Origin of the sequence: Delftia sp. DS1230, assembly GCF_040112715.1 — a bacterium.
Lineage (GTDB): Bacteria > Pseudomonadota > Gammaproteobacteria > Burkholderiales > Burkholderiaceae_C > Comamonas > Comamonas tsuruhatensis.
The window spans coordinates 4,682,345-4,708,794 of the sequence record NZ_CP157763.1; the positions used below are offsets into that span (position 1 = coordinate 4,682,345).

29 protein-coding genes and 1 riboswitch are annotated in these 26,450 nt (G+C 67.7%); of the genes, 16 read left to right on the plus strand and 13 right to left on the minus strand.

The genetic code is table 11. The annotated features are described in order from the left end of the window. Positions 1 to 110: 110 nt before the first annotated feature. Positions 111 to 653: a 6,7-dimethyl-8-ribityllumazine synthase gene (locus AAN986_RS21090; protein WP_016448969.1), complete on the minus strand. Its 543-nt coding sequence runs from the start codon at positions 651 to 653 to the stop codon at positions 111 to 113. Between the two features lie 109 nt (positions 654 to 762). Further along, a riboswitch (FMN riboswitch) is annotated at positions 763 to 931 on the minus strand. A gap of 278 nt (positions 932 to 1,209) precedes the next feature. Between AAN986_RS21090 and AAN986_RS21095 the strand changes: the two genes are divergently transcribed. Continuing rightward, complete coding sequence (locus AAN986_RS21095; protein ID WP_016448970.1) at positions 1,210 to 1,851, plus strand: hypothetical protein; 642 nt, start codon at positions 1,210 to 1,212, stop codon at positions 1,849 to 1,851. Between the two features lie 96 nt (positions 1,852 to 1,947). Continuing rightward, complete coding sequence (locus tag AAN986_RS21100) at positions 1,948 to 2,658, plus strand: DUF4124 domain-containing protein (RefSeq protein WP_241150340.1); 711 nt, start codon at positions 1,948 to 1,950, stop codon at positions 2,656 to 2,658. Between the two features lies 1 nt (position 2,659). Here AAN986_RS21100 and AAN986_RS21105 read toward each other — a convergent pair whose 3' ends face one another. Beyond that, positions 2,660 to 3,679 carry an SDR family oxidoreductase gene (locus AAN986_RS21105; protein ID WP_016448972.1) on the minus strand — a complete coding sequence of 340 codons (1,020 nt, stop codon included), beginning with the start codon at positions 3,677 to 3,679 and terminating at the stop codon, positions 2,660 to 2,662. A 68-nt stretch (positions 3,680 to 3,747) separates the two neighbouring features. Between AAN986_RS21105 and AAN986_RS21110 the strand changes: the two genes are divergently transcribed. Next, entirely contained in the window at positions 3,748 to 4,800 is a 1,053-nt protein-coding gene (locus AAN986_RS21110) for a CDP-6-deoxy-delta-3,4-glucoseen reductase (RefSeq protein WP_016448973.1), read from the plus strand. A gap of 100 nt (positions 4,801 to 4,900) precedes the next feature. Beyond that, entirely contained in the window at positions 4,901 to 5,869 is a 969-nt protein-coding gene (locus AAN986_RS21115) for a tripartite tricarboxylate transporter substrate binding protein (protein WP_026062233.1), read from the plus strand. A gap of 84 nt (positions 5,870 to 5,953) precedes the next feature. Here the strand turns inward: AAN986_RS21115 and folK are convergent, their stop codons facing one another. From folK to hda, 4 genes are all read right to left on the minus strand, one after another. Then, on the minus strand, positions 5,954 to 6,469 hold the full coding sequence (gene folK, locus AAN986_RS21120; protein WP_016448975.1) for a 2-amino-4-hydroxy-6-hydroxymethyldihydropteridine diphosphokinase: 516 nt from the start codon (positions 6,467 to 6,469) through the stop codon (positions 5,954 to 5,956). Continuing rightward, on the minus strand, positions 6,444 to 8,027 hold the full coding sequence (gene pcnB / locus AAN986_RS21125; protein WP_016448976.1) for a polynucleotide adenylyltransferase PcnB: 1,584 nt from the start codon (positions 8,025 to 8,027) through the stop codon (positions 6,444 to 6,446). The genes folK and pcnB overlap by 26 nt, the downstream gene beginning before the upstream one ends. Beyond that, complete coding sequence (locus AAN986_RS21130; RefSeq protein ID WP_016448977.1) at positions 8,024 to 8,725, minus strand: HAD family hydrolase; 702 nt, start codon at positions 8,723 to 8,725, stop codon at positions 8,024 to 8,026. The genes pcnB and AAN986_RS21130 overlap by 4 nt, the downstream gene beginning before the upstream one ends. An 88-nt stretch (positions 8,726 to 8,813) precedes the next feature. Next, positions 8,814 to 9,512: a DnaA regulatory inactivator Hda gene (gene hda / locus AAN986_RS21135; RefSeq protein ID WP_026062235.1), complete on the minus strand. Its 699-nt coding sequence runs from the start codon at positions 9,510 to 9,512 to the stop codon at positions 8,814 to 8,816. A gap of 323 nt (positions 9,513 to 9,835) precedes the next feature. Here hda and purM point away from each other — a divergent pair, with 323 nt between their 5' ends. Continuing rightward, on the plus strand, positions 9,836 to 10,888 hold the full coding sequence (gene purM / locus AAN986_RS21140) for a phosphoribosylformylglycinamidine cyclo-ligase (RefSeq protein WP_016452588.1): 1,053 nt from the start codon (positions 9,836 to 9,838) through the stop codon (positions 10,886 to 10,888). 17 nt (positions 10,889 to 10,905) lie between these two features. Then, positions 10,906 to 11,964, plus strand: a complete 1,059-nt coding sequence (locus AAN986_RS21145; RefSeq protein WP_016448979.1) for an AI-2E family transporter — start codon at positions 10,906 to 10,908, stop codon at positions 11,962 to 11,964. 19 nt (positions 11,965 to 11,983) lie between these two features. Here AAN986_RS21145 and AAN986_RS21150 read toward each other — a convergent pair whose 3' ends face one another. Both AAN986_RS21150 and murJ read right to left on the minus strand, forming a co-directional pair. Beyond that, positions 11,984 to 12,829 carry a tetratricopeptide repeat protein gene (locus tag AAN986_RS21150; RefSeq protein WP_016448980.1) on the minus strand — a complete coding sequence of 282 codons (846 nt, stop codon included), beginning with the start codon at positions 12,827 to 12,829 and terminating at the stop codon, positions 11,984 to 11,986. A gap of 50 nt (positions 12,830 to 12,879) precedes the next feature. Further along, on the minus strand, positions 12,880 to 14,445 hold the full coding sequence (gene murJ, locus AAN986_RS21155; protein ID WP_016452589.1) for a murein biosynthesis integral membrane protein MurJ: 1,566 nt from the start codon (positions 14,443 to 14,445) through the stop codon (positions 12,880 to 12,882). A 178-nt stretch (positions 14,446 to 14,623) separates the two neighbouring features. On the opposite strand from murJ, the gene rpsT reads away from it, so the two are divergent. Next, positions 14,624 to 14,926: a 30S ribosomal protein S20 gene (rpsT, locus tag AAN986_RS21160; protein WP_026062774.1), complete on the plus strand. Its 303-nt coding sequence runs from the start codon at positions 14,624 to 14,626 to the stop codon at positions 14,924 to 14,926. A 234-nt stretch (positions 14,927 to 15,160) separates the two neighbouring features. Here rpsT and AAN986_RS21165 read toward each other — a convergent pair whose 3' ends face one another. Further along, positions 15,161 to 15,478, minus strand: a complete 318-nt coding sequence (locus AAN986_RS21165) for a DUF3579 domain-containing protein (RefSeq protein WP_012204103.1) — start codon at positions 15,476 to 15,478, stop codon at positions 15,161 to 15,163. Positions 15,479 to 15,827: 349 nt separating this feature from the next. Between AAN986_RS21165 and AAN986_RS21170 the strand changes: the two genes are divergently transcribed. The 4 genes from AAN986_RS21170 (at position 15,828) to AAN986_RS21185 (ending at position 18,669) form a co-directional block, all read left to right on the plus strand. Then, a complete protein-coding gene (locus AAN986_RS21170) occupies positions 15,828 to 17,024 on the plus strand; it encodes an aspartate aminotransferase family protein (RefSeq protein ID WP_016448983.1) in 1,197 nt (398 codons plus the stop codon). A 10-nt stretch (positions 17,025 to 17,034) separates the two neighbouring features. After that, on the plus strand, positions 17,035 to 17,967 hold the full coding sequence (argF, locus tag AAN986_RS21175; RefSeq protein ID WP_047217799.1) for an ornithine carbamoyltransferase: 933 nt from the start codon (positions 17,035 to 17,037) through the stop codon (positions 17,965 to 17,967). A gap of 41 nt (positions 17,968 to 18,008) precedes the next feature. Continuing rightward, positions 18,009 to 18,227: a hypothetical protein gene (locus AAN986_RS21180; RefSeq protein WP_016448985.1), complete on the plus strand. Its 219-nt coding sequence runs from the start codon at positions 18,009 to 18,011 to the stop codon at positions 18,225 to 18,227. Between the two features lie 94 nt (positions 18,228 to 18,321). Continuing rightward, positions 18,322 to 18,669, plus strand: coding sequence for a YkgJ family cysteine cluster protein (locus AAN986_RS21185; RefSeq protein ID WP_047217800.1), 348 nt, complete (start codon positions 18,322 to 18,324; stop codon positions 18,667 to 18,669). 50 nt (positions 18,670 to 18,719) lie between these two features. Here AAN986_RS21185 and AAN986_RS21190 read toward each other — a convergent pair whose 3' ends face one another. Genes AAN986_RS21190 through AAN986_RS21200 form a run of 3 tightly spaced genes read right to left on the minus strand, consistent with a single transcriptional unit; the run spans position 18,720 to position 21,225 of the window. Continuing rightward, a complete protein-coding gene (locus AAN986_RS21190; RefSeq protein ID WP_034365348.1) occupies positions 18,720 to 18,914 on the minus strand; it encodes a hypothetical protein in 195 nt (64 codons plus the stop codon). A 14-nt stretch (positions 18,915 to 18,928) separates the two neighbouring features. Then, entirely contained in the window at positions 18,929 to 20,872 is a 1,944-nt protein-coding gene (locus tag AAN986_RS21195; RefSeq protein WP_016448988.1) for a ferrous iron transporter B, read from the minus strand. Next, positions 20,869 to 21,225 (minus strand): FeoA family protein, encoded by a 357-nt coding sequence (locus AAN986_RS21200; RefSeq protein WP_016448989.1) that lies wholly within the window; start codon positions 21,223 to 21,225, stop codon positions 20,869 to 20,871. The genes AAN986_RS21195 and AAN986_RS21200 overlap by 4 nt, the downstream gene beginning before the upstream one ends. A 195-nt stretch (positions 21,226 to 21,420) precedes the next feature. On the opposite strand from AAN986_RS21200, the gene AAN986_RS21205 reads away from it, so the two are divergent. Next, positions 21,421 to 21,741, plus strand: a complete 321-nt coding sequence (locus tag AAN986_RS21205) for a YkgJ family cysteine cluster protein (RefSeq protein ID WP_026062772.1) — start codon at positions 21,421 to 21,423, stop codon at positions 21,739 to 21,741. 24 nt (positions 21,742 to 21,765) lie between these two features. On the opposite strand, the gene AAN986_RS21210 is transcribed toward AAN986_RS21205, so the two are convergent. Beyond that, on the minus strand, positions 21,766 to 22,236 hold the full coding sequence (locus AAN986_RS21210; protein ID WP_016448991.1) for an Lrp/AsnC family transcriptional regulator: 471 nt from the start codon (positions 22,234 to 22,236) through the stop codon (positions 21,766 to 21,768). Between the two features lie 138 nt (positions 22,237 to 22,374). Between AAN986_RS21210 and AAN986_RS21215 the strand changes: the two genes are divergently transcribed. The 4 genes from AAN986_RS21215 to AAN986_RS21230 all read left to right on the plus strand — a co-directional run bounded on the left by AAN986_RS21215 (position 22,375) and on the right by AAN986_RS21230 (position 26,370). Then, positions 22,375 to 23,814 carry an amino acid permease gene (locus AAN986_RS21215; protein ID WP_047217801.1) on the plus strand — a complete coding sequence of 480 codons (1,440 nt, stop codon included), beginning with the start codon at positions 22,375 to 22,377 and terminating at the stop codon, positions 23,812 to 23,814. A gap of 75 nt (positions 23,815 to 23,889) precedes the next feature. Continuing rightward, the gene (locus tag AAN986_RS21220; RefSeq protein ID WP_206424518.1) at positions 23,890 to 25,095 is read left to right on the plus strand and encodes an amino acid aminotransferase; all 1,206 of its coding nucleotides are present in this window, start codon (positions 23,890 to 23,892) and stop codon (positions 25,093 to 25,095) included. Further along, the gene (gene kynA / locus AAN986_RS21225; protein WP_016448994.1) at positions 25,092 to 25,952 is read left to right on the plus strand and encodes a tryptophan 2,3-dioxygenase; all 861 of its coding nucleotides are present in this window, start codon (positions 25,092 to 25,094) and stop codon (positions 25,950 to 25,952) included. The genes AAN986_RS21220 and kynA overlap by 4 nt, the downstream gene beginning before the upstream one ends. Positions 25,953 to 25,992: 40 nt before the next feature. Continuing rightward, positions 25,993 to 26,370: a RidA family protein gene (locus tag AAN986_RS21230; RefSeq protein WP_013803668.1), complete on the plus strand. Its 378-nt coding sequence runs from the start codon at positions 25,993 to 25,995 to the stop codon at positions 26,368 to 26,370. The last annotated feature ends 80 nt before the right edge of the window (positions 26,371 to 26,450 follow it).

Here is a 26,450-nt window from a genome sequence, read left to right on the forward strand (position 1 = left end):
GGCTTGGCAATGGCGCGTCACGCCGCGTGACGGGACCGCGACACTCGGCCCCAACTCAGTGTTTACGAGAATCCATCCCCAACCAAAGCTGTGCTGGGAGGCTGGCCGGCTCAGGCCGCGCGCGCCTGGCCCAGTGCCTGTACCTGCGCCAGCTGGTCCAGCGCCGCCAGGCAGGCATGCGCCACTTCCACGCCCTTCTTCACGAAGTGGGCACGGAAGAACTCCACATGGTCGCCATGTTCGTGGAAATCGCGCGGCGTGAGCACGGCCGAGAACACCGGCACTTCGGTATCGAGCTGCACGCGCATCAGGCCGTCGATCACGGCCGAGGACACGAACTCGTGGCGATAGATGCCGCCGTTGACCACCAGCGCGCAGGCGATGACCGCGTCGAAACGGCCGCTGTCGGCCAGCTTCTTGGCCAGCAGCGGGATCTCGAAGGCGCCGGGCACGTTGAAGTGGCTGATGTTCTGCGCGGCCACTCCCTGGGCCTGCAGCTCGGCCGCCATGGAGTCGCGCGCCTGGTGCACGACATCGGTATGCCAGCTCGCGCAGATCACGGCCACGCGGCTGCGGCCCGCGACGGCCTTCCACGGCGTGCCCGAGGCCGTGCCGTGTGCGGAGAAGTTCAAGGAGACAGGAGTCTGATTCATGGTGCTCTTTCGAGATGAGACAAATGAATCAGGGCGCGCGCCATGGCGCCGCATGGCGCGGCACAGCCCATGGGACAACCATGGGCATGGCGCCTGCCATGCAGGTGCTGCGCGATCTCTTTCATCCGGACTGTGACCGTCGGCTCTGGCATCTCACCAGATCTGCTGACCCCGGCCGGCCTTGCGGCTAGCCGGGCGCTCGCGGGCTGCTGGACACATGCCGAAAGACAGATCCAGATACCGCCGGTGGGGAATTTCACCCCGCCCTGAGAACGCTGCTTTGCGGCGCACGGACTGCGCGCCGCCAAAGACAGCGGCCATTCTAGTCCCGCGCAGATGCCATTGCGGCGATCGGGGCGACCGCAGCCATTGCGCGCTGTGCCTGCGGATTTCATCTGGAAGCACCTACAGCACATGGACCAATTGCTATCAAAATAGAAGCTCCGCTGTCGCCGTCGTTGCCTCGCCAGGACGATCCAGGTCAACCATTGAGGCCTGTCAAACGTCATATGAAGAGATCCAGACAGGAAACACGCCTTTGCCCGGACACCACACCATGACCCGAACCAACGCCTCCCCCACGCAGCAGCGCCCGCAGCCTGGCCTGCGCCCCCTGCGCCTGCTGGCCGGCCTTGGCCTTGCAGCCCTGGTCACCGCCTGCGCCGTGCCGCCCGATGGCTATTCGGACATGGGCTCCGGCTACCCCAGCTATCCCAGCTACCCGTCCTATCCCAGCTATCCGTCGGGCGGCGTCGTCTACCCCTCGTATCCCACGCAGCCCGCCTATCCGGACAACGGCTGGTACGAGCGCCAGCGCCTGCAGCGCGAACGTGAGCGCCTGCAATACGAGCGCGAGCGCATCCAGCAGGAACGCAACCGCGATGCCTGGCGTGACCGCCAACAACGCGAGCGTGAAATGCGAGAGCGCGACCGGGACCGTGACCGCCAGGCCCAGGACCGCGACCGCCAGTTGCGCGAGCGCATGCAGGAGCAGCAGCGCCGCGAAGCCGAGCGCCAGCAGCGGGAGCGCGAACGCGACCAGGGCCAGCAGCAGCGCGAGCGCGAACGCCAGCAACGGGACCGGGAGCAGCAGCAGCGTGACCGCGAGCAGCAGCAACGCGCCATCGAGCGCATGCAGCGTGAAAGCCAGGGCGGCGGCAACCCCTACCCCACCCAGGATCCGCGCCACTGGCGCTGAACGGCTGAACGGCGGCATTTCCAGCCCCTGGGCGCCGCACCATAATCGGCAATACACCACATCCTTGTGCCGCTTGTGATGGGAAAGGAAACCGCCATGCACCGCACCCAAGACCTTGGCCACACCGGCCGCCGTTCATCGGCGGCCGCGCGCTGGGCGCTGGCGGCGCTTGTACAGATGTTTGTACCGATGTTTGTACCGCTGGTGCTGGCGCTCACCGCAGGCCCGGCCTCGGCCCAGGTCATCCGCTGCACGGACGCCAAGACCGGCCGCGTCACCTACACCAACAGCAGTTGCAAGGACGGCGAAAACCGCGTGCAGGTGCAGGAAGCCCCCAGCCCCGAAGAGCTGGAGCGCGAGCGCGCGCAGTCCGCCGCCGCCATAGAGCGCAAGAACCAGCAACTGGCCCGCGAAGAGGCCGAGCGCCGCACGCGTGCCCAGCAGCAGGAGCGCGAGGCACGCAGCCGGCGCGAGCGCGAGAACTCGGCCCAGCGCGACGGCGGCGACTCCCCGGCCTGCCAGCAGGCGCGCCGCCGCCTGGACACCATCCTGGCCGAGGCCAATCCCGATCCCGCCACCTGGGGCCCGCGCAGCCAGGCCGCCCAGCAGCAGATGGAGATGGCCTGCCTGGGCCCCAAGGCCTATGAACAGCTGCAGCAATCGCGCGCATTGCAGCCCAATGCCATCAACCGGCCGTGGATCGTCGGACGCCCCGTGCCGCCGCAGCCGCTGCCGCCTTCGGCCCCCATCTCGCACTGCAACGTGTTCCGCTGCTACGACACCAACGGCGGCATCCACCCGCGCTGATTCAGGCGCGCAGCCCCTGCTCCACGGTCGGGTAGCGCAATCTCAGGCCCAGCTCCTCCTTCAGGCGCTGGTTGCGCAGGCGGCGTGACTCCCCCATGAAGCTCAGCAGGCTGGCCGGCAGCTCGCGCTGCGCCTGCTCGCGCGTGATGCGTGCGGGGCGCGGCAGTCCATAGAGATCGGCCGCAAGGTCGAAGTAGTCGCCCATGCGCAGCTGCGTATCGTCGCTGGCGTGGTAGATGCGCTGCGGCCGGCCGAGCCACAGCGCCCGCACGCAGGCGCGGGCCAGGTCGTCGGCATGGATGTGGTTGGTGTAGACATCCTCTGCGGCACACAGCAGGGGCGTGCCGCGCAGCAGGCGCCCGCGCGGCGTACCGTTTTCCCGGTCCGGCGCATAGATGCCCGGGATGCGCAGAATGCTGGCGCGCAGCCCGCCGCGCCCGGCAAAGCGCACGGCTCGCTCGGCGTTCACGCGGCGCTGGGCACGCGCCGTGGCCGGTGCGGGCGGGCGGCTTTCGTCGATCCAGGCGCCCTCGCAGTTGCCATAGACGCCGGAGGTCGAGCCATAGACCAGGCTGGCCGGCCGGCCGCGAAGGCGCAGCACGCGCAGCAAAGCCGTGGTGCGCGGGTCCAGCCACCAGCCATCTTCGCCGGCAGGCGGATTGGGCGGCGGCGCCAGGTGGACGACGCGCGTGGCCAGGCCGGCCAGACGGCGCAGCGTGGCAGGCGCGTCCAGATCGCCCAGCAGCGGCGTGATGCCGCGCCCGCGCAGATCCTGCAGGCGCTCGGCGCCACGCGTCAGGGCCAGCACGCGCGGGCCCCGTCGTGCGGCACCCGAACGGGCGACGGGCGCGCCCGCCAATGCACCAGCCACGCGCAGCCCCACGTCGCCGCAGCCGACGATGAGCACGCGTTCGCGTCGAAAGCGCGCCGGCAGCGCGCCCAATGGGTTTTGGTTTGAGGGCAAAATCCTGGCCTGTTGCGAGGGCGGCCACCCGCGCGCCGCCGGTCGCGGCAGCGGCATGTCCGTCCGGGAAAGAAGATCGCCGGCGCGCTCCACGCGCCGCCAGCGCCCCCGAGGATACCGAGAACATGACCGAGATAGCCAACGCTTCCCACGAAATCACCGTACAGCCCAGCGGCCGCGCCTTCGCCACGCAGGGCAGCGAGACCATCCTGGCCGCCGCCATCCGCTGCGGCGTGGGCCTGCCCTATGGCTGCAAGGACGGTGCCTGCGGCTCCTGCAAGTGCAAGAAGCTGCTCGGCGAGGTCACCCATGGCGCCCACTCGGAAAAAGCGTTGACCGCCCAGGAAGAGGCCGACGGCTATGTGCTGACCTGCTGCGCCACGCCCAGCACCTCGGTGGTGCTGGAGTCGCGCCAGGTGACCGATGCCAGCGCCTTCCCGATCAAGAAGATGCCCGTGCGCGTGGCCACGCTGGAGAAGAAGTCGCACGACGTGATGCAGGTGCGCCTGCAGCTGCCCGCTGCAGACAAGTTCCGCTACCACGCAGGCCAGTACGTGGAATTCATCCTGCGCGACGGCGCCCGCCGCGCCTACTCCATGGCCACGGCCCCCCATGTGCAGGACACGGCACCGGGGCTGGAGCTGCACATCCGCCACATGCCGGGCGGCAAGTTCACCGACCACGTGTTCGGCGCCATGAAGGAAAAGGAAATCCTGCGCGTGGAGGGCCCGTTCGGCAGCTTCTTCCTGCGCGAGGACAGCGACAAGCCCCTTATCTTCCTGGCTTCGGGAACGGGCTTCGCCCCCATCAAGGCGCTGCTGGAGCACATCCGCCACAAGGGCATCACCCGCTCCGTCACCCTGTACTGGGGAGGACGCCGGCCCGAGGACCTCTACCTCGACGCCTGGGTGCGCGAGCAGGCCGAGGCCATGCCCCAGCTGTGCTATGTGCCCGTGGTCTCCGACGCGCTGCCGGAAGACGGCTGGACCGGCCGCACGGGCTTCGTGCACCAGGCCGTGCTGGACGACTTTGCCAACTTGTCCGGCCATCAGGTCTATGCCTGCGGTGCACCCATCGTGGTCGATTCGGCACGCCATGCCTATGTGGAGCAACGCGGCCTGCCGGCGGAAGAGTTCTACGCGGACGCGTTCACCTCCGAGGCCGACAAGGCTTCCTGAGTGCGCAGAAAGTGGCACGGATCAAGCAATACGCAGAAAAACTGCTTCCCATACCTGCGCGCAGCCAGGTGTCGCAATTTTTTTGCACAATAGCGCCCCTATGAACCGTAGAAACAGCCTTCTCTCGGTCATGGCGGCCGCTGCTGCCCTGGCCTCCCCGCTTGCCCTGGCGCAAGAGCCCATCCGCCTGATCGTGCCCTATGCGCCCGGCGGTCCGCTGGACATCACCGCGCGCGCGCTGGCCGAGCGGGTGCGTGACTCCCTGGGAGTGGTGATCATCGACAACAAGGCCGGCGCCGGCGGCAACATCGGCGCCGACGCCATTGCCCGCGCCACGCCGGACGGCATGACCATCGGCCTGGCCGCCACGGCCACCCATGCCGTCAATCCCTGGCTGTACACCAAGATGCCCTACGACGCGGGCAAGGACTTCGCGGGCATCACCCAGATGGTGCGCGTGCCCAACGTGCTGGTGATGAATGCGGCCCGTGCCGAGCAGCTCAAGATCCACAGCGTAGCCGACCTGATCGCCTACGCCAAGTCCCACCCCGGCAAGCTCAACTACGGCAGCGGCGGCAACGGCAGCGCAGGCCACCTGGCCGGCGAAATGCTCAAGCAAAAAGCCGGCATCTTCGCCCTGCACGTGCCCTACCGTGGCGCCAACCCGGCCCAGCTGGCCCTGCTGTCGGGCGAGGTGGACTTCAACATCGACAACCTGGCTGCCGCTGCGCCCAATATCCGCTCGGGCAAGCTCAAGGCGTTGGCCGTGACCTCGCTGAACCCCACCACGCTGCTGCCCGGCGTGCCCGCGCTGTCCAAGACCTTCCCCGGCTTTGCCATCGATACCTGGTGGGGCCTGGTCGCCCCGGCCGGCACGCCCAAGCCCGTGCTGGACAAGCTGAGCCGGGCCTTTGCCGACGCACTGGCCGCGCCCGAGACCAAGACCCGCTTCGAGACCCTGATGGCCGAGCCCGTGTCCTCCACGCCCGCCGAGTTCGACAGGTTCATGGCGGCCGAGCGCGCCAAGTACCAGGCCATCGTCAAGGCCTCCGGAGCGAAGGTGGACTGAGTCGATCCACCGCGTCCCGCCTGGCAAAAAGCCGCAGCCGCCCTCAGGGCGCTGCGGCTTTTTCATTCAGGCCACTGTCGGGATTCAGGCTTGCCGGAGATGCCAGCCAGGCTTGTGCGCCAGGCAGATGCCCTGCCCCGCCACGGCCTGCAGCTGCGCGGGCGTGACGCGCTCAGGCGCGATCTCGGCCAGCGGCACGAGCACGAAGGCGCGCTCGTGCATGCGCGGGTGCGGCACGCTCAGGCGCGGCAGCGCGATGCGCTCGTCGCCCCACAGCTCGATGTCCAGGTCCAGCGTGCGCGGCGCATTGCGGTAGGGGCGCTCGCGCCCGGCCGCCAGTTCGATGGCCTGCAGCGCATCGAGCAGCGCCAGCGGCTGCAGCGTGGTGCGCACAGCGGCCACGGCGTTCAGATAGTCGGGACCGCTGGAATCGATGGGCGCCGTGCTGTAGAGCGAGGAAACGGCCAGCAGGCGCGTGCCCGTCAGGCCGCCGATGGCCTTCAAGGCCTGGCCCAGGGCCTGGCCGCAGTCACCGAGGTTGGCACCCAGGCCGATGGCGACCCAGTGGCCTGGCTCAGTCATCACCGCCCATGCCGCCATCGCCCCCGCCCTGGGGCTTGCGGCGGCGGCGCCGCCGCTTCTTGGGCGCTGCAGCCTCCTCGCTGCCAGCCTGTGCCGGTGCGGGATCCTCAGGCTGCACGCCTTCCGCCAGGTTCACGCCATCGCGCGGCTGGCGGACCTTGGGCACGCGGTGCACCTTGGGTTCGGCGCTGCGCTGGCGGGCGCGCTGCTCGTCGCGCGCCTGGGCGATCAGGTCGTCGCGGCGCGCGTCGTCGGCATTCTGGAACTCCTGCCACCAGCTGGCCAGGCTTTCCTCGACCTCGCCGATATCGGCGCGCAGCCGCATGAAATCGAAGCCCGCGCGAAAGCGCGGCTGGGCCACCAGGCTGAACGGCGTGGCGCCCGTGCGCTTGTCGAAGCGCGGCTGCATGACCCAGATCTCGCGCATGTCGGCGGCCAGCTTGCCGCGTCCCGAGACATCGCCGATGCGCTGGTCGAACACTTCGTCGATGGATTCCTGCAGCGCGGGAAACGGGTGCTGACGCTGGTTCAGGCGGCGCTCCCAGCCGGTCTTCACGTCATGCCACAGCACGCAGGCCAGCAGGAAGCTGGGCGCCACGGGCTTGCCTTCCTCGACACGGCGATCGGTATCGGTCAGAGCGGCCTGCACGAAGGGCTGCTCGGCACGCTCGACCACCACATCCAGAAGCGAGTAGATGCCGCGCGCCAGGCCCAGGCCGCGCAATTGCTCCACCGAAGCCAGCGCATGGCCGGTCTGCAGCAGCTTGAGCATTTCATCGAACAGGCGGCTTTGCGGCACATCGGCCAGCAGCGGCTCGCACTCCACCAGGGGCTTGGCCGTCTTGGGCTCGAGCTTGAAGCCCTTGCCCGCCAGCTTGGCGGCGAAGCGCACGGCGCGGATGATGCGCACCGGATCTTCACGGTAGCGCGTGGCCGGGTCGCCAATCATGCGCAGCATGCGCTTCTTGGCGTCGTCAATACCCTTGTGATAGTCGACCACGATCTGCGTGCGCGGGTCGTAGTACATGGCGTTGATCGTGAAGTCGCGGCGCGTGGCGTCCTGGTCCTGCGGACCCCAGACGTTGTCGCGCAGCACGCGGCCACTGGCGTCCACCGCATGGTGCATGCCGGCGAGCTGGGCCTTGCTGGTGCGCTCGTTGCCGCTCACGGCCTCGGCCGCGCTGTTGTCCAGGAAGGCGCGGAAGGTGGAGACTTCGATGACCTCGTTCTCGCGCCCGCGGCCATAGACCACGTGCACGATGCGAAAGCGCTTGCCGATGATGAAGGCGCGGCGGAACAGGCCCTTGACCTGCTCGGGCGTGGCATTGGTGGCCACGTCGAAGTCCTTGGGGCGCAGGCCCAGCAGCAGGTCGCGCACGGCGCCGCCGACGATGTAGGCCTCGTAGCCCGCGTCCTGCAGCGTCTCGACCACGTCGAGGGCACGCCGGTCCACCAGGTTGGGATCGATGCCGTGCACCTGCACGGGCACCTCCTGGCGCTTGCCGAAGGGCGACTTGCGCGCCCGTGGGGCGGCCGAGGCCTTGCCCAGCAGCTTGTCGATGATGTTCTTGATCATGGTGCTTCGCCAAACAGGTCCAGAATGCGCCAGCCACGTTCCTGGGCCAGGGCGCGCAGCCGAGTGTCGGGGTTGGTGGCCACGGGGTGGTCCACGCGCTCGAGCAGGGGAACGTCGTTCCAGGAGTCGCTGTAGAAGAAGGTCTCCACGCCGCTCCACTGCAGGCCGCGCGCATCCAGCCACTGCTGCATGCGCTGCACCTTGCCGCCGCGCATGCTGGGCGTGCCACGGATCTCGCCCGTGAACCAGCCCTGCGCGTCGCGCTCCAGTTCCACCGCGATCAATTCCTGCACGCCGAGGGCGGCGGCGATGGGGCGCGTCACGAACTCGTTGGTGGCCGTGACGATGATGATCTGGTCGCCCGCCTGCTGGTGCGTGCGCAGCAGCTCCAGTGCCTGGGGACGGATGGCGGGGGTGATCACCTCGCGCATGAAGCGCTCGTGCGCCTCGGCGGCCTGCTGCGCGCCACGGGCGCAGAAGGCCTCGGTGGCAAAGCGCACATAGTCGTGCACGTCGAGCGTGCCCGCCTGGTAGTGCGCGAAGAACTCGGCATTGCGGCGGCCGAACTCGACCGGATCGGTCCAGCCGATGCGCGTCGTGAACTCGCCCCACTCATAGTCCGAATCGAGCGGCAGCAGCGTGTGGTCCAGGTCGAACAACGCCAGCCGGGGCCGGAGTTGCTTCTGATCAGAGGTCATGCATATCCTAAAAAAATGGGTCCCGCGCTGCCCTTGCAACGCAGGCTCCGCCGGCTCCCGCAGTCCCTGCCCACAAGAAAATGCGGGCTCATTCGGTTTCCAGCATCGTCTTGAGCAACGGAATGGTGATGGCGCGCTTGTTGCGCAGCGCAAAGCCGTCGAGCATGTCGAGCAGCTGCATCAGGCTGCCCAGGTCACGCGAGAAGCGCTTGAGCATGTAGTCCATCACATCGTCGCCCAGAAAAACGCCACGGGCATCGGCCTCCTGGCGCAGCACCGCGCGGCGCGCGGTTTCGTCGAGCAGCTGCAGCTGGAACACATGGCCCCAGCCCAGCCGCGTGCGCAGATCCTCGCGCAGCTTGAGGTCTGCCGGCGGCAGCGGGCCGGCCCCCAGCACCCAGCGCGGCGAGCCCGTGGCCGGGCTCGTCGCATTCACAAACCAGTTGAAGGCCCGCGCCTGCTGCAGCGGAGTGTAGATGTCCACATCGTCCATCAGCACCGCCGCCCAGCGCTCGTCGAAGGGCGGCGGGAACAGGGTGGAGGCATCCATCCAGCCCACCATGGCACCCTGCTCGCGCAGGGCCTCGCGCACGGCCTTGAGCAGATGGGTCTTGCCCGAGCCCGATTCGCCCCAAAGATAAGTGGGCACTGGCGTGCGGGCCGTCTGCATGCGGCCATCGCCCACCCAATGGCGCAAATGATCGATCACCGCGGCATTGGGGCCGACGAAAAAGCGCGACAGCGTCGGGCTCGACGCCATGCTGATATCCAGAGCCAGCTGCTTCATCTGCGACATACGCGCAGCGCCCCCTTTCCTGTGTCCAGGCGGGTCCATGCGGCAAAAGCAGGCAAAGGAATCGGCAACGGCATTGGGTTGATAGCAAAGACAGGCCCGCCCTGCCGCAGCGCTGCGGCAAGGCGGGCGACGCCGGGGCGTTCCCGGGCGCAACAGGGATTTTAGTCTGCGCGGCGCACGGCACGGCGGCAGCCGGCCCGCTTGTGCAACGAAAGCCCCCTCGAAGCCCACTGGCGCGCGCGCCTGCCGGCGGCCGGCGCCGTAGAATCCCGGGGTTCCAGCCCGGCCTCGGGCCTACCGCACCGTACCCATCCATGAGCTCTTCTGCCCCCTCCTCTACCCCGATCTCCTACAAAGACGCCGGCGTCGACATCGTCGCTGGCGACGCGCTGGTCGAGCGCATCAAGCCGCTGGCCAAGAAGACCATGCGCGAAGGCGTGATGGCCGGCATCGGAGGCTTCGGCGCACTGTTCGAGGTGCCCAAGCGCTACAAGGAGCCCGTGCTGGTCTCGGGCACCGACGGCGTGGGCACCAAGCTCAAGCTGGCCTTCGAGTGGAACATGCACGACACCGTCGGCATCGACCTGGTGGCCATGAGCGTCAACGACGTGCTGGTCCAGGGCGCCGAGCCCCTGTTCTTCCTCGACTACTTCGCCTGCGGCAAGCTGGACGTGGACACGGCCGCTGCCGTGGTCGGCGGCATTGCGCGCGGCTGCGAGCTGTCGGGCTGCGCACTGATCGGCGGTGAAACCGCCGAAATGCCCGGCATGTACCCGGCCGGCGAATACGATCTGGCCGGCTTTGCCGTCGGCGCCGTCGAAAAGTCCAAGATCCTCACGGGCCAGAGCGTGGCTGCTGGCGACGTGGTGCTGGGACTGGCCTCGGCCGGCGTGCACTCCAACGGTTTCTCCCTGGTGCGCAAGTGCATCGAGCGCGCCGAAAGCCAGGGCAGCCTGCCCGAAACGCTGGACGGCAAGCCGTTCAAGCAGGCCATCATGGAACCCACGCGCCTGTACGTGAAGAACGTGCTGGCGGCGCTGGAGCAGCACCCCATCAAGGCGCTGGCCCACATCACGGGCGGCGGCCTGCTGGAGAACATCCCCCGCGTGCTGCCCGAAGGCCTGGCCGCCCACCTGGATGCCGGCAGCTGGCCCCAGACCGAGCTGTTCGCCTGGCTGCAGAAGACGGCCGGCATCGACGCCGTGGAAATGAACCGCACCTTCAACAACGGCATCGGCATGGTCGTTGTCGTGCCCGCCGAGGCTGCCGAAGCCACGGCCGCCACGCTCGCGAAGCTGGGCGAGACGGTCCACACCATCGGACGCATCGCCGCACGCGGCGAGGGCGAGCCTGTCGAGGTCCGCTGACCACGGGCCCGCAGCGCATGACCCAGCACCTGCCCTCGCCCATCATCTCCCCGCAGCCCGCGCCCACGCGCGGCGTGACGCTGTCCAGCTATGTGCTGATGGCCGGCGCCCTGCTGCTGATCATGTGGCAGGGGCTGCTGCCGGGCATGCTGTGCGTCTGCGTGGGCTTTCTGGTCACGCGCGCGCTTGCCGGGCTGCTGTCACGCGCCCAGCCCAAGTCCCGGCGCGGCTCGCTGCCGCGCTGGACACAACTGGTGGCAGCCACCATCGTCATTCTTGCGCCGCTGGCCCTGCTCAGCGGCGCGCTGTCGCACACGCGCACCTACATCACCGACGCGCCGCAGCAGTACCGCGAGCTGCTCGACTATCTGGCGCACACGGTGCTGGAGCTGCGTGACAAGCTGCCGGCCGACATGGCCGACCAGCTGCCGGACGGCGCACAGGAAATCCAGCACCTGCTGGCCAGCTACCTGGCCGCCAAGGCCGGCGCCCTGGCCCATGCGGGCCGCGCCTGGCTCACCGGCCTGCTCTATGCCTACGTGGGCCTGATCATCGGCGCCCTGGCCGCCGTGCGGCCCATGGTCACGCGCCGCCCGCCCCTGGTGGCAGCGCTGCGCGAGCGCATCCGGCTCATGGGACTGGCCTTCCGCCAGATCGTGGCGGCCCAGTTCTGGATTGCGGCCTTCAATACCTTCCTGACGGCCATCTTCCTTCTGGGCGTGCTGCCGCACTGGAACCTGACCCTGCCCTACACGCCAGCCCTGATCACGCTGACCTTCATTGCAGGCCTGGTGCCCATCGTGGGCAACCTGCTGTGCAATGCGGTGATCACCATTGTGGGCCTGTCGGTGTCCCCTGTGGCCGCCGCCGCCTGCCTGGGCTTTCTGATCCTGATCCACAAGGCCGAGTACGTGATCAACGCCAAGGTCGTGGGCCAGCGCACGCACATGGGCGTATGGGAGCTGCTGGCGGTGATGTTCGTGGCCGAATCGGTGTTCGGCCCTGCAGGCCTGGTGGCCGCTCCGCTGTTCTACGCCTATCTCAAGAAAGAGCTGGAAGCCGTCCGGCTGGTCTGATCAGCCCACGCGCGGGCGGCTACAGCCCTCTCAGCCGCCGGATCACCTCGCGCACGGCCACGGCCTGCGCGCCCTGCTGGGACTGCAGGAAGCGCTCCAGGTCTTCAAGCGCACGCTCGGTCACCCCCCATTGCGCATAGGCCAGCCCCCGGTCCCGCAGGATCTCGGGCATGTCGGGCCGCAGCACGGCCAGCCGGTTGAGCACGGCCACCAGCAGCGGCCAGTCGCGCCGGGCATGGTGGATTTCCTGCAGGTTGCGCAGCATGCGCTCCAGAACGTCGCGCGGCGAGGCGCCCTGCAGGTACATGCCCAGCGGAGCGGCCTCTTCGGCCGACAGGCCCGCGCTCTGCCAGAAGGGCTCCAGCCGCTCGGCCAGGCTGTTGGCAGAAAAGGACTCGCCACTCAACGGGTCCATCACCACCTGCCCCTGGGGCAGGCGCATCTTGACCAGGAAATGGCCGGGAAAGCTCACGCCCTGCGCCGGCAGATCGATGGCCGCAGCCAGCTCCAGCCAGATCAGCGCCACACTGATGGGAATGCCGCGCCGCGTCTGCAGCACATGGTGGATGTAGCTGTTGGCGGGGTCGTAGTAGTCGTTGAGATTGCCGCCAAAGCCCAGCTCGCCGTAGAAGAACTGGTTGAGTCCGCGCAGGCACTGCAGCGGATCGGTTTCGCCGGCCAGGCGCTGGACCAGGCGCACCTGCAGCCGGTCCAGTTCGGCGCTGGCCGCCTGCAGGTCGAGATCGGGCACGGCATCCTGGGCGATGCTGATTGCCGCCTCCATCAGCGGCAGGTGTTCATCGCTTTGCACCAGCGCTGCAAAGTATTGCAGGGCCGTTGGCGTGTCGTCGTAGCTCCAGCTCATGATGCCTTGTGAATTTGCAGCGCCCAGGCCTGCAATTATGCGGGTTCGGGCTAGCGCCGCAGCAGTGCCCGCAGCTTGAGCCCGGCTGCCCACAGCGCGCCAAAGTACAGCAGGGCCGAGGCCGCCATCAGGCCGGCAAGCAGGCCCACGCGCTGCCATCCGTTGGCACGCAGCGCAATCCAGTCGAAATGCTGGCTTCCCCAGGTCAGCAGCACGGCCAGCAGACTGCTGGCCGCAATCACCTGCAAGGCCAGCCGCCCCCAGCCGGGCTTGGGACGGTAGACGCCCCGGCGCAGCAGCCCCCACAGCAGCCAGCCCGCATTGACCAGGGCCGCCAGGCCGATGGACAGCGCCAGACCCGTATGCGCCATGAAGGGCACCAGCACCAGGTTGAGCAGCTGGGTGATGATCAGCACCACGATGGCGATCTTGACGGGCGTGCGGATGTCCTGGCTTGCGTAGTAGCCGGGCGCCAGCACCTTGATGGCCACCAGGCCCACCAGGCCGGCGCCGTAGCCCACCAGCGCCAGCGCGATCTGGCCCACATCGCTGTCCTGCAGCGCGCCACGGTGGAACAGCGTGGCCACGAGCGGCTCGGCGAAAGTGAGCAGCCCCACCGCGCAGGGCACGGAAAACAGCACCACCAGGCGCAGCCCCCAGTCCAGCATGGCCGAGTAGCGCTCCGAGTCGTCGGCCGCCTTGGCCGCGGCCAGCTGGGGCGTAAGCACCACGCCCAGCGCCACGCCCAGCAGCGCCGTCGGAAACTCCATGAGCCGGTCAGCATAGAACAGCCAGGTCACGCTGCCCGGCTGCAGATAGGAGGCGATCTGGGTGTTGATCATCAGCGAGACCTGGGCCACGCCCACGCCCAGCAGCGCCGGCGCCATCAGCCTGAGGATGCGGCGCACGCCGGCCTCTTGCCAAGCCTGGCGCAAGGCGGCTGGAGAAAACCCGATGCGCGGCAGCAGGCCCAGGCCTGCCAGCGCCGGCAGCTGTACCGCCAGCTGCAGCACGCCGCCCAGCATCACACCGCCGGCCATGGCATAGATGGGCTCTATGCCGCGCGCCTGCAGCCAGGGTGCACCCCAGAAGGCGGCGGCAATCATGGCCAGGTTCAGCAGCACGGGCGTGGCGGCCGAGACGGCAAAGCGCCGCCAGGTATTGAGCACGCCGGACGACAGCGCCACCAGCGACATGAAGCCGATGTAGGGGAACATCCAGCGCGTCATCAGCACGGCTGCGTCATAGCCTTCGGGCGACTGGCGCAGGCCGCTGGCCAGCAGCCAGACCAGCAGTGGCGCGCCGACCACGCCCAGCACGCAGGTCACGAGCAGCACCCAGAACAGCAGCGTGGCCACATGGGAGATCAGCCTGCGCGTGGCCTCCTCCCCCTCCTTGGCCTTGCTGGCGGCTAGCACCGGCACAAAGGCCTGGCTGAAGGCGCCTTCGGCGAACAGGCGCCGGAAGAGATTGGGAATCCTGAACGCGACATTGAACGCATCGGTCAGCGCATTGGCTCCGAACATGGAGGCCATGAGCAGATCGCGCACCAGCCCGGTGATACGGGAGGCCAGCGTCAGCAGGGAAACGGTGGAGGCGGCTTTGAACAGTGACACCGTGGGGAGTGTATGCGCTGGCACGGCCACCGCAGTTGCGTGCCAGGGCGGGCCGGACGGCTCTTGCACTCCGTTGCAACAGGCCCGATTGCGCGGCCTGGGGCCCACAGGCCCTGAAGGGACTGCATGCTATAATCCCACGCTTCGCCGACAACATCCTCAGACACTAGGAATACATATCATGGCATCCAAGCCCGTAAAGAAGAACCCCCGCCTGGCATCCGGCCGCAAGCGCGCCCGCCAGGACGTCAAGCTCAACGCAGCCAACACTTCGCTGCGTTCCAAGTACCGCACCGCCGTCAAGAAGGTCGAGAAGGCCGTTCTGACTGGCGACAAGGCCAAGGCAACCGAACTGTTTGCCGCAGCCCAATCCGTTCTGGACACGATCGCCGACAAGGGCATCTTCCACAAGAACAAGGCCGCTCGCGACAAGAGCCGCCTGTCCGCCAAGGTCAAGGCCCTGGCAGCCCCCGCCGCCTAATCCACTTAGGCAACCGCACGGATGGCCCCGGCCATCTGCCGTTTGTAACGGGTGCGCTGTCAGCGAACGAGAAAACCGCCTTCGGGCGGTTTTTTTGTGCCTGGACAAAGGCGCCGCCGTCCGCATCGCACCGAAGGAAAAGCCCGGCTCCAGCAAAGCGCAGCCGAAAAAAAACGCACCCCAGGCGCGCTTCACATCGGGCGGGAACCGGCCCCGCAAAAAAAGAAGCCGGCCTCAGCGGGCCGGCTCGTCCGGTATCAGGCAGGCTTCGGCAACCTGCAGGTTGTTGTCCTTGGCGAAATTCAGGCAGAAATCCCAGGCCATGGGCTCGTAGTCGCGCAGGTCGCGATGCACGACCACGCACTTGACGCCGTTGAGCGTTGTGGGAACACACCAGGGCGAGTAGCTCAGGTGGCTGCCGCGCTGGGCACCACCGGGGCGGAACTGGCTCATGACGCCTGCCAGCCGCTCGGCCCAGTCGCTGGGCCGGAAAGTCTTGCCTTCGTGGGTGATGCCCTGGATGAACAGTTCTTTGCTGGAGGGAGAGACCATCAGGATGCGCACCAAAATACGACTTGCGCAACAAGGAGCAAAACAGGCGGCTTGCCAAGGGGCCCAGCACCTTGCCACTTCCTGTTTGCGCAAGTCCTTCAAAAAAGCCAGAGCCCGCAGACAGGATCGCTGCCGGCAGGCCAAGCAGGCATTTTATCTCTTATATAAGAGCTGGACCGTTGTGCAGCGCACTAACCAAGTGTGGCGTAGGTTCATTGCATGGCTGTGATGCGCAAACCGCAACGGTAGGCCATTGCGCGGCCCCTAGAATCGGGCTTCGCTGTTTTTCAGGCATCTGCGGCGGCAACGCCCGGATGCCGTTTACTTTCCAGCTCAGGAGATTTTTGCAATGACCGCTTTCATCGAGGCTGCCTCGCCCCACGTGATGAACACCTATGGCCGCGTACCGATCGCTCTGGAGCGAGGCCAGGGCTGCCGCGTGTGGGACGTCAACGGCAAGCAGTACCTCGATGCGCTGGGCGGCATTGCCGTGAATACGCTGGGCCACAACCACCCCAAGCTGGTGCCTGCGCTGCAGGACCAGGTGGCCAAGCTCATCCACACCTCCAACTACTACCATGTGCCCGGCCAGGAAACGCTGGCCAAGCTGCTGACCGAGCGCGCGAAGATGACCAATGTCTTCTTCTGCAGCACGGGCCTGGAGGCCAACGAGGCCGCCATCAAGATCGCGCGCAAGTACGGCGTGGACAAGGGCATCGCCAAGCCGGTGATCGTGGTCTACGAGCATGCCTTCCACGGCCGCTCCATCGCCACCATGACGGCCACGGGCAACCCCAAGGTGCGCGACGGCTTCGGCCCGCTGCTCGACGGCTTCCTGCGCGTGCCGGTCAATGACTTCGAGGCGCTGCAGCAGGCCACGGCCGGCAACCCCGACGTGGTTGCCGTGATGATGGAGCCCATCCAGGGCGAAGGCGGCCTGCACCCCATGCGCATCGAGTACATGCAGCAGGTGCGCGCCCTGTGCGATGCCAACGGCTGGCTGATGATGTTCGACGAAGTCCAGGCAGGCATGGGCCGCACGGGCAAGTGGTTCGCCCACCAGTGGGCCGGCATCGTCCCCGACGTGATGACCCTGGCCAAGGGCCTGGGCTCGGGCGTGCCCATCGGCGCCGTCGTCGCCCATGGCAAGGCGGCCACCGTGCTGCAGCCGGGCAACCACGGCTCCACCTTCGGCGGCAATCCGCTGGCCATGCGTGCGGGCATCGAAACCATCCGCATCATGGAAGAAGACGGCCTGCTGGCCCATGCCACCAAGGTGGGAGACCGCCTGAAGTCCACGCTGCAAAAGGAGCTGGCCGACGTCAAGGGCGTGGTCGATGTGCGCGGCCAGGGCCTGATCATCGGCATCGAGCTGAACAAGCCCTGCGGCGCCCTGCTGGGCCGTGGCGCCGAAGCCGGCCTGCTGTTCAGCGTGACCGCCGACACCGTGGTGCGCCTGGTGCCGCCGCTGATCATGACCGAGGCCGAGGCCGACGAAGTGGTCGCCAAGCTCAAGCCCCTGATCGTGCAATTCCTGTCCGAATGAGGACCTGCCTATGACTGCCATCAAGCACTATCTGCAGTTTTCCGACTTCACGGCCGACGAGTACGCCTATGTGCTCGAGCGCGCGGCCCTGATCAAGAAGAAGTTCAAGAACTACGAAAAGCACCACACGCTCAGCGACCGCACGCTGGCCATGATCTTCGAGAAGGCCAGCACGCGCACCCGCGTGAGCTTCGAGGCCGGCATGTACCAGCTCGGCGGCTCGGTGGTCCACCTGACCACGGGCGACAGCCAACTGGGCCGCGCCGAGCCCATCGAGGACAGCGCGCGCGTCATCAGCCGCATGACCGACCTGGTGATGATCCGCACCTACGGCCAGGACAAGATCGTGCGCTTTGCCGAGTACTCGCGCGTGCCCGTCATCAACGGCCTGACCAACGAGTTCCACCCCTGCCAGATCCTGGCCGACATCTTCACCTTCATCGAGCACCGCGGCTCGATCCAGGGCAAGACTGTCGCCTGGGTCGGCGACGGCAACAACATGGCCAACACCTGGCTGCAGGCTGCCGACCTGCTGGGCTTCACCGTCCACGTCAGCACGCCGGGCGGGTACGAGGTGGACGAGAAGCTGGCCTTTGGCGGCAAGGCGCCGCGCGAGGGCTGCTACAAGGTCTTCAAGGACCCGCTGGATGCCTGCAAGGGCACCGACCTGGTGACCACCGACGTGTGGACCAGCATGGGCTACGAGGCCGAGAACGAGGCCCGCAAGAAGGCCTTCGCCGACTGGTGCGTGGATGCCGAGATGATGGCCGCCGCGCGTGCCGACGCCCTGTTCATGCACTGCCTGCCCGCCCACCGTGGCGAGGAAGTGCAGGCCGAGGTCATCGACGGGCCGCAGTCCGTGGTCTGGGATGAGGCAGAGAACCGGATGCACGTGCAAAAGGCACTGATGGAGTACCTGCTGCTGGGCCGCCAGCCGGGCTGATCACGCCCACTCCTTTGGCCCAGGCGCATTCCCTCACACCCATGCACCTGAGCCACGAACACTCCAGACACCGCCTGCAGGCCAAGCGCCCCCAGGCGGTGTTTCCGTTGGGCGGCTGCGCATTGCGCCATCCGCACATTGCACGCCATACGCGCGTGCCCTCGTTCTTCGGGCCGCGCCGGCATTTCGCGGCCCGGGTGCGTGCGCTGTTCGTGCGCATCCACACCTTCTATCTGAAGTTCCTCCAGGGCCATACCTAGGGCCGCACCCCCTCTTCCCAGCCTTATGCGCCGCCCCGGGCACCGGGCGCGGCAAGCCTGTGCGTGCCCTGCTGTCTCCCGAAGAAGAACTTCCATGTCCGAAGCCCTGCATCCCTGCCTGAACTGCGGCGTCTGCTGCGAACACTTCCGTGTCGAATTTTCCGTCTACGAGCTGCGCTCCATGGGCGGCACCGTTCCCGATGAACTGGCCCATGAGGTCCACGGCAACCGCTGGCGCATGAACGGCACCGAGCGCCGCCCCGTGCGCTGCAAGGCCCTCACGGGCCGCTGCGGCGAACAGGTGGCATGCAGCATCTACGAGCAGCGCTCATCGACCTGCCGGGAATTCGAGATGGGCACGGACCGCTGCAACGCTGCGCGCCTGGCGCATGGCCTGCCTGCGCTGGATGACGGCGCCCGCATCTGGCTGGCCGCTGCCTGAGCGTGCAACCGGCCGGCGGCCCGGCGACCGGCCTGGCGACCGATCTGGCGCTATGGCTGGCGCCTGTCCGGTGCGCAGCTGTCTCCGCCGCAGGCGCTGCAGCCGCCACAGCCTCCCCCGTCCTTGGGCGCCAGCGACGGATGCAGCTGACCGGCCTTCAGCCGCCAACTTGCCGGCAGGTAGCGCCAGACCAGGGACACGGCCGCCACCACCACGATCACGCCCACGATGATGTTTTGCCACATGCTCAAGGCCCTCCTCAGCCCGCGCCCAGCGCGAGGGCCACGCGGTAGGTGATGAAGCTGGCCAGGTAGGCCAGCGCGAACAGGTAGCCCGTCATCAGCAGCGGATAGCGCCAGCCATTGGTCTCGCGCCGCACGGCCGCCAGCGTGGAAATGCACTGGGGCGCGAACACGAACCAGGCCAGCAGCGACAGCGCCGTGGCCAGGGACCAGGTATGGGCGATCAGCGGCCCCAGCTGCTCGGCCATGGCCTCGTCGCTGGCAGCGGACAGTGCATAGACCGTGCCCATGGCACTGACGGCCACTTCGCGCGCAGCCATGCCGGGCACCAGGGCGATGGCGATCTGCCAGTTGAAGCCGATCGGCGCCAGCACCACCTCCAGCCAGCCGCCGATGCGGCCTGCAAAGCTGTAGCGGATGGCCGCTTCGGTGACGCCATCGGGCGGCGCCGGGTAGCTGGCCAGGAACCACAGCACGATGCTCACGGTCAGGATGATGCCGCCGACGCGGCGCAGGAAGATCATGGCGCGCTCGTACAGGCCCAGGGCCAGGCTGCGCGGGCTGGGCCAGCGGTAGGAGGGCAGCTCCATCAGCAGCGGCGTGGGGCCGGCGCTGCGGCCCACCAGCTTGGCCACGCCGGCCACGGCCATGGCACTGGCGATGCCGGCCACGTACAGCGCGAACAGCACCAGGCCCTGCAAATTGAAGATGCCGCCCACCGTGCGCTCGGGAATGAAGGCGCTGATCAGCAGCGCATAGACCGGCAGGCGCGCCGAGCAGGTCATCAGCGGCGCGATCATGATGGTCACCAGGCGGTCGCGCCAGCTGGTGATGGAGCGCGTGGCCATGATGCCGGGCACGGCGCAGGCGAAGCTGGACAGCAGCGGAATGAAGGAGCGGCCCGACAGGCCGACCTTGCCCATGATGCGGTCCAGCAAAAAGGCGGCACGCGGCAGGTAGCCCGAATCCTCGAGTGCAAGGATGAACAGGAACAGGATCAGGATCTGCGGCAGGAAGACCAGCACGGCGCCCGTGCCGGCGATCACGCCATCGGCCAGCAGGCTGCGCAGCGCGCCTTCGGGCATGTGCTCGTTGACCAGGGCCGAGACGGCCGAAACGCCGCCCTCGATGCCATCCATCAGCGGCTGTGCCCAGCTGAACACGGCCTGGAACATCAGGAACAGCGTGGCCGCCAGCAGCAGCATGCCCCACAGCGGGTGCAGCACCACGGCGTCGATGCGGTCGTCGCGCCGGGTATCCACCACGGGCTCCTTGACGCAGTCGGCCATGATGCGGGCCACCTGCTGGTGCAGGGCCAGCACCTGCTCGCGCGCATCGCCCGGGCGGGCCGGGGCCTGCAGCTGCGGCGCCGCCAGGGCGCGGGCTTCGGGGCCGTCCAGCCATTGCAGCAGTTCGCGCGCGCCGTCCTGGCGCACGCCCACCGTGGACAGCACGGGCATGCCCAGGGCGCGTGACAGCGCCTCGCGGTCGATATCGATGCCCTGGCGCCTGGCCATGTCGCTCATGTTGAGCACCAGCAGCATGGGCAGGCCCAGGCGCTGGGCCTCCAGCACCAGGCGCAGGTTCAGGCGCAGATGGGTGGCGTCGGTGACGCAGACCAGCAGTTCGGGCGGCGCCTCGCGCGCATGGCGACCCGAGACGATGTCGCGCGTGATGCGCTCATCCTCGCTGTGCGCATGCAGGCTGTAGGTGCCCGGCAGGTCCAGCACGCGCACGCGCCGGCCGCTGGCCGTGCTCAGCCAGCCTTCCTTGCGCTCAACGGTCACGCCCGCGTAGTTGGCCACCTTCTGGCGTGCGCCGGTCAGCAGGTTGAACAGCGCCGTCTTGCCGCAGTTGGGATTGCCCAGCAGGGCCAGGCGCAGTGCGGAATCACCGCTGCCGCCGCCGCCCTGGGCAGGCTGCAGCGGCTGAATGAGTTTGGGAGAGGACGACGCGCTCATGCCACCGCCTCCGGCGCCACGCGCACCAGGGCCGCCTCATGGCGGCGCAAAGCGAATGTGGTCTGGCCCACGCGCACGGCCAGCGGGTCGTCGCCCGGAAAGCCCGCGGCCAGGATGCGCACGGGCTCGCCGGGCAGAAAGCCGATCTCCATGAGCCGCAGCAGCAGTTCCTGCTCGCTGGCATCGCGTGCGGCATGGAGCTCGACCACGCGCGCCGATACCTGGCGGGGCAGGGCATCAAGGGTGATGGCCGTGGTGGCAGCAACGGCGGCAACGGCAGCAGAGGAGGACATGGGAGGCGCGGACAGCGTGGACGGAGCCGCAGCGTCCGTCGCGGGGTTCATCGAATGCATGGCGTGTTGTATCAATTGATTTTTATTCTCATTTTGATTTTGATCGAACCCGGGCGGCGGGACCGCGCATGGTATCGGAGTGCGGGACAGGGTTTTGCGCTCCCGGCTTTGCCCCCTGGCGGGCCCAGGCGGGCGGCGCGCGGCACAATGGCGGCCGACGCCGACACGGCCTTTGCGCACTCCCCTCCCCACGCCATGACCCATCCCTGCCTGAGCTGCGGCGCCTGCTGCGCATCGTTTCGCGTGGACTTTTCCGTGCACGAGTCGCAGGCGCAGGGCGGCCGCGTGCCAGCCGGGCTGGCCGAGGAAGTCACCGACCACACCTGCCGCATGCGCGGAACCGACTGGGCGCGTCCCCGCTGCGCGGCCCTGGTCGGCAAGGTGGGCGAGAAGGCCCATTGCGGCATCTATGAATGGCGCCCCTCGCCCTGCCGCGAGTTCGCCGCCGGCAGCGATGCCTGCAACCGCGTGCGCGTGCGCCATGGCATGCAGGCGCTGGACAGCGGCCTGCTCTAGCAGCCTGCCAGGCGCCACCAGCCGTCATTCCACCGGCAGCCCCGCCAGCTGTCCCTTGAATTCCTGCAGCGAGAAATGCGTGTGCACCTGGCGCACGCCGGGCAGCCGGTGCAGGCGGCTGAGCAGCAGATCGGAATAGGCGTCGAGATCGCGCGCCACGACGACCAGCAGGAAGTCCTCCGGCCCCGAGATGCCATGGAACATCACGACCTCGGGAATGGCGCAGACCGCTTCCTGGAAATGGCGCGAGGACTCCTCGTTCTGGTGATCTATGCCCACCATCACGAAGGCCAGCACGCCAAAGCCTATGGCGCGCCGGCTCAGCGCGGCGTGGTAGCCGGTGATCACGCCCTCATCCTCCAGCCGCTTGATGCGCCGCCATGACGGTGACTGCGACAAATGCACACGCTGCGCCAGCTCACCCGAGGTCAGCCGCGCGTTGTCCTGCAGGGCGCGGATCAGCAGCCGGTCCGTTCTGTCGATGTCGATTGGCATAAATCACCTATGAATTCATGTTTCACAGAATAACTTATCCAAGATCAAGTCGATTTAGGGATAACTACTAAACGTCCCGCGAAGGCCGTCCATAGCATCCGCCTCCGAAGCCCCCCACAGCAACGGAGACAACAACCCATGCCAGCCTTCGAAGACATCGTCCAGCGCGAAGCCGGACTCAAACAGCAGCTGTCCGCCGGACAGATGACCATGATCGCCATCGGCGGTGCCGTCGGCACCGGCCTGTTCCTGGGCAGCGGCTTTGCCATCGGCTTTGCCGGGCCCAGCGTGCTGATCAGCTATGCCATCGGCGCAGTGATCTCGCTGCTGCTCATGGGCTGCCTGGCCGAGATGACGGTGGCCCACCCGACCTCGGGCTCGTTCGGCGCCTATGCCGAGCACTACATCAGCCCGATGGCCGGCTTCATGGTCCGCTATGCCTACTGGGCCTGCGTGGTGCTGGCCGTGGGCACCGAGGTGACGGCCGTGGGCCTGTACATGGGCTACTGGTTCCCCGAGGTGCCGCGCTGGGCCTGGGTGGTGATCTTCTCGGGCGCGCTCATCGGCGTGAACATGATGAGCGTCAAGGCCTTCGGCGCAGTGGAGTACAGCTTCTCCATGATCAAGATCATCGCCATCGCGGCCTTCATCGTGGTCGGCGCCTGGGTGGTGTTCGGCGCCCGTCCGGACGGCGTGGGCTTTGCCAACTACGTCAACAACGGCGGCTTCTTCCCCAACGGCCTGTGGGGGACCTGGGTGGGCGTGATCATCGCCATCTTCAGCTACCTGAGCATCGAGATGATCGCGGTGGCCGCCGGCGAGGCCAAGGACCCGCAGCGCGCCGTCACCAGCGCCTTCCGCTCCACCATGGTGCGCCTGGTGGTGTTCTACCTGGCCACGATCGCGCTGATGCTGGCCATCGTGCCGTGGTCGGCCGCCGGCAAGGAGGGCAGCCCCTTCGTCAAGGTGATGGAGATCATCGGCCTGCCCGGCGCGGCCAGCGTGGTCAATTTCGTGGTGCTGGTGGCCGCCCTGTCGGCCATGAACAGCCAGCTGTACATCACCACCCGCATGATGTTCAGCCTCTCGCGCGCCGGCCATGCGCCCGCCATGCTGGGCCGCGTGAACTCGCGCGGCGTGCCGCTGCCGGCGCTGCTGCTGTCGTGCCTGGGCATTGCCGTGGCCACCCTGTTCAACATCATCAATCCCGAGCAGTCCTTCATGCTGATGATGGCCGTGGCCATGTTCGGCGCCATGTTCACGTGGTTCATGATTTTCGTGACCCACCTGTTCTTCCGCATCCACTGGGTGCGCCAGGGCAACAAGCCGCTGGCCTTTCGCATGTGGGGCTTTCCGGTGCTGACGCTGCTGGGCGCGGCGCTGATGCTGGCCGCCCTGGTGTCCACGCTGTTCACCGACGTGTTCCGCCTGACCGTGCTCACGGGCCTGCCCTTTTTGCTGCTGCTGGCCGCCGTCTACGCCATCTGGTATCGCCGGCCGGCCGGCCAGCCCTCCCCTCAGCCCCCAACCCCAACCCAGACCCCAACATCCACCCAAGCCCAGGTTCCCGCCCGGTGACATCCGGCCTCCCGTTTCTCTCTCTGCCTTAGACACATGACGACTCTTGCCCCCCTCGATACCGCCCGCGCCTCGATGTTCAGCCACGTCCCGCCCTACCCCGGAGATCCCATCCTGTCGCTGATGGAGGCCTTCCAGCAGGACCCACGCGCCGACAAGGTCAGCCTGAGCATCGGCCTGTATTTCGACGAGGCCGGCCGCCTGCCCGTGCTGGACTGCGTGCGCCAGGCTGGCGATGCCCTGGCCCGCGAGCAAAGCCCCAGCGGCTACCTGCCCATCGAAGGCATTGCTCCCTACCGCCAGCTGGTGCAGGACCTGGTGTTCGGCGCTGGTCATGAGGCCGTGCGCAGTCAGCGCATCGCCACCGTGCAGACCCTGGGCGGCTCGGGCGCGCTCAAGCTGGGCGCGGACTTCATCCAGCACTATTTCCCCGGCGCCGAGGTCTGGCTCAGCGATCCCACCTGGGACAACCACCTGGCCATCTTCCAGGGCGCGGGACTGCGCACCCACAGCTATCCCTACTACGACGCGGCCACGGGCAGCCTGCGCTTCGACGCCATGCTGCAGACGCTGCGCGAACTGCCCTCGGGCAGCGTGGTGCTGCTGCATGCCAGCTGCCACAACCCCACGGGCGTGGACCTGTCGCGCGAGCAGTGGCAGCAACTGATCCCGGTGATCGTGGAGCGCGGCCTGATCCCCTTCGTGGACATGGCCTACCAGGGCTTTGGCGATGGGCTCGATGAAGACGCCTGGTCCGTGCGCGCCCTGGCCGACGCGGGCGCCCAGGCCTTCGTGGCCAATTCGTTTTCCAAGAACTTCTCGCTGTATGGCGAACGCGTGGGCGGCCTCAGCGTGGTCTGCAACGACGCGTCCACGGCCGGCAATGTGCTGGGCCAGCTCAAGGCCACGGTGCGCAGCAACTATTCCTCGCCACCCACCCGTGGCGCACGCCTGGTGCAGCAGGTGCTGGCATCGCCCGAGCTGAGCGCCCAATGGGCGCAGGAGCTGGCGCAGATGCGCGGGCGCATCAAGGACATGCGCGCCCAGCTGCACGGCGCGCTGCATGAACGCTTTGGCGGGCGGCGCGACTTCGGCTTCCTGCTGACCCAGCGCGGCATGTTCAGCTACACCGGCATCAGCGAGCCCCAGGTCCACCGCCTGCGCGACGAGCACGGCGTGTACCTGATCCGCTCGGGCCGCATGTGCATGTCGGGCCTGTCCGGCGCCAACGTGCAGTACGTGGCCGACGCCATTGCCACGGTGCTGGAGTCGCCGCAATGAGCGGCTGCCCCGTCCATGGCGGCCTGACCGAGCGCATCGTCGCCGAGGAAAGGGCGCAGCTGGATTTCAGCCAGTCCATGAGCTATGGCGACTACCTGCAGCTGGACGCCATCCTGGGCGCACAGCAACTACTGTCGCCCACGCATGACGAGCTGCTGTTCATCATCCAGCACCAGACCAGCGAGCTGTGGATGAAGCTGATGCTGCACGAGCTGGGCGCGGCCACGGCCGCCGTGGCGGCCGACCGCCATGCCGACGCCTTCAAGATGCTGGCCCGCGTGAGCCGCATCATGGAGCAGCTGGTAGGCGCCTGGTCCGTGCTGGCCACCATGACGCCTACCGAGTACACGGCCATGCGCCCGTATCTCGCCAGCTCCAGCGGCTTCCAGAGCTACCAGTACCGCTGCATCGAGTTCGCGCTGGGCAACAAGAATGCCGCCATGCTCCAGCCCCATGCCCACCGGCCCGATCTGCTGGCCCAGGTGGAGGCGGCATGGCGCTCGCCCTCGCTCTATGACGAGGCCCTGCGCCTGCTGGCACGCCAGGGGTTGGCCATTCCTGCCGGGCACCTGGAACGCGACTGGACCCTGCCCTACACGGCCAGCCCCGAGGTCGAGGCTGCCTGGGCCCAGGTCTACCGCGACCCGCAGTCGCACTGGGACCTGTACCAGCTCGGCGAAAAGCTGGCCGACATCGAGGACGCCTTCCGCCTGTGGCGCTTTCGCCATGTGACCACGGTGGAGCGCGTCATCGGCTTCAAGCGCGGCACGGGCGGCACGGGCGGCGTCAGCTATCTGCGCAAGATGCTGGACGTGGTGCTGTTCCCCGAAATCTGGTCCGTGAGAACCGCGCTGTAAGGCCTTCCGCCTGACAACAACCACCAAGAACCAAGACACCATGAAGCAAATCATCGACGTGGGACTGCCGCCGCTCAAGCAGCCCTTCTCCTGGGCCGTCAAGGCCAGCGGCCAGATGCTGTTCACGGCCCACGGCCCCGTGCGGCCCGACGGCAGCATCGACACCGGCCCCATCGAACAGCAGGCGCGCCTGACCTTCACCAACCTGCGCAACGCGCTGCAGGCCGCAGGCGGCACGCTGGCGCATGTGACCCAGGTGCTGATCTACATGACCGACGTGGCCGACATGCCGGCCATCGACGCCGTGTACCGCGAGTTCTTCGAGGCGCCCTATCCCAACCGCTCCAGCATGGGGATTTCGGCGCTGGTGGTGCCGGGCATGAAGCTGGAGATCGTGGCCTACGCCATGCTCCCCTAGAGGCTGTGACGGACATGCCGGCGCCCCGCAATTGCGTTCAATACAGGGGCGGCGTGCGGGACGAGACTGCGTGCCTTGTG

What these genes read in the sequence shown, in the direction of transcription:
- AAN986_RS21090 (WP_016448969.1), bottom strand. Translation starts at nt 653, where the DNA reads ATGAATCAGACTCCTGTCTCCTTGAACTTCTCCGCACACGGCACGGCC.
- AAN986_RS21095 (WP_016448970.1), top strand. Translation starts at nt 1,210, where the DNA reads ATGACCCGAACCAACGCCTCCCCCACGCAGCAGCGCCCGCAGCCTGGC.
- AAN986_RS21100 (WP_241150340.1), top strand. Translation starts at nt 1,948, where the DNA reads ATGCACCGCACCCAAGACCTTGGCCACACCGGCCGCCGTTCATCGGCG.
- AAN986_RS21105 (WP_016448972.1), bottom strand. Translation starts at nt 3,679, where the DNA reads ATGCCGCTGCCGCGACCGGCGGCGCGCGGGTGGCCGCCCTCGCAACAG.
- AAN986_RS21110 (WP_016448973.1), top strand. Translation starts at nt 3,748, where the DNA reads ATGACCGAGATAGCCAACGCTTCCCACGAAATCACCGTACAGCCCAGC.
- AAN986_RS21115 (WP_026062233.1), top strand. Translation starts at nt 4,901, where the DNA reads ATGAACCGTAGAAACAGCCTTCTCTCGGTCATGGCGGCCGCTGCTGCC.
- folK (WP_016448975.1), bottom strand. Translation starts at nt 6,469, where the DNA reads ATGGCGGCATGGGCGGTGATGACTGAGCCAGGCCACTGGGTCGCCATC.
- pcnB (WP_016448976.1), bottom strand. Translation starts at nt 8,027, where the DNA reads ATGATCAAGAACATCATCGACAAGCTGCTGGGCAAGGCCTCGGCCGCC.
- AAN986_RS21130 (WP_016448977.1), bottom strand. Translation starts at nt 8,725, where the DNA reads ATGACCTCTGATCAGAAGCAACTCCGGCCCCGGCTGGCGTTGTTCGAC.
- hda (WP_026062235.1), bottom strand. Translation starts at nt 9,512, where the DNA reads ATGAAGCAGCTGGCTCTGGATATCAGCATGGCGTCGAGCCCGACGCTG.
- purM (WP_016452588.1), top strand. Translation starts at nt 9,836, where the DNA reads ATGAGCTCTTCTGCCCCCTCCTCTACCCCGATCTCCTACAAAGACGCC.
- AAN986_RS21145 (WP_016448979.1), top strand. Translation starts at nt 10,906, where the DNA reads ATGACCCAGCACCTGCCCTCGCCCATCATCTCCCCGCAGCCCGCGCCC.
- AAN986_RS21150 (WP_016448980.1), bottom strand. Translation starts at nt 12,829, where the DNA reads ATGAGCTGGAGCTACGACGACACGCCAACGGCCCTGCAATACTTTGCA.
- AAN986_RS21165 (WP_012204103.1), bottom strand. Translation starts at nt 15,478, where the DNA reads ATGGTCTCTCCCTCCAGCAAAGAACTGTTCATCCAGGGCATCACCCAC.
- AAN986_RS21170 (WP_016448983.1), top strand. Translation starts at nt 15,828, where the DNA reads ATGACCGCTTTCATCGAGGCTGCCTCGCCCCACGTGATGAACACCTAT.
- argF (WP_047217799.1), top strand. Translation starts at nt 17,035, where the DNA reads ATGACTGCCATCAAGCACTATCTGCAGTTTTCCGACTTCACGGCCGAC.
- AAN986_RS21180 (WP_016448985.1), top strand. Translation starts at nt 18,009, where the DNA reads ATGCACCTGAGCCACGAACACTCCAGACACCGCCTGCAGGCCAAGCGC.
- AAN986_RS21185 (WP_047217800.1), top strand. Translation starts at nt 18,322, where the DNA reads ATGTCCGAAGCCCTGCATCCCTGCCTGAACTGCGGCGTCTGCTGCGAA.
- AAN986_RS21190 (WP_034365348.1), bottom strand. Translation starts at nt 18,914, where the DNA reads ATGTGGCAAAACATCATCGTGGGCGTGATCGTGGTGGTGGCGGCCGTG.
- AAN986_RS21195 (WP_016448988.1), bottom strand. Translation starts at nt 20,872, where the DNA reads ATGAGCGCGTCGTCCTCTCCCAAACTCATTCAGCCGCTGCAGCCTGCC.
- AAN986_RS21200 (WP_016448989.1), bottom strand. Translation starts at nt 21,225, where the DNA reads ATGCATTCGATGAACCCCGCGACGGACGCTGCGGCTCCGTCCACGCTG.
- AAN986_RS21205 (WP_026062772.1), top strand. Translation starts at nt 21,421, where the DNA reads ATGACCCATCCCTGCCTGAGCTGCGGCGCCTGCTGCGCATCGTTTCGC.
- AAN986_RS21210 (WP_016448991.1), bottom strand. Translation starts at nt 22,236, where the DNA reads ATGCCAATCGACATCGACAGAACGGACCGGCTGCTGATCCGCGCCCTG.
- AAN986_RS21215 (WP_047217801.1), top strand. Translation starts at nt 22,375, where the DNA reads ATGCCAGCCTTCGAAGACATCGTCCAGCGCGAAGCCGGACTCAAACAG.
- AAN986_RS21220 (WP_206424518.1), top strand. Translation starts at nt 23,890, where the DNA reads ATGTTCAGCCACGTCCCGCCCTACCCCGGAGATCCCATCCTGTCGCTG.
- kynA (WP_016448994.1), top strand. Translation starts at nt 25,092, where the DNA reads ATGAGCGGCTGCCCCGTCCATGGCGGCCTGACCGAGCGCATCGTCGCC.
- AAN986_RS21230 (WP_013803668.1), top strand. Translation starts at nt 25,993, where the DNA reads ATGAAGCAAATCATCGACGTGGGACTGCCGCCGCTCAAGCAGCCCTTC.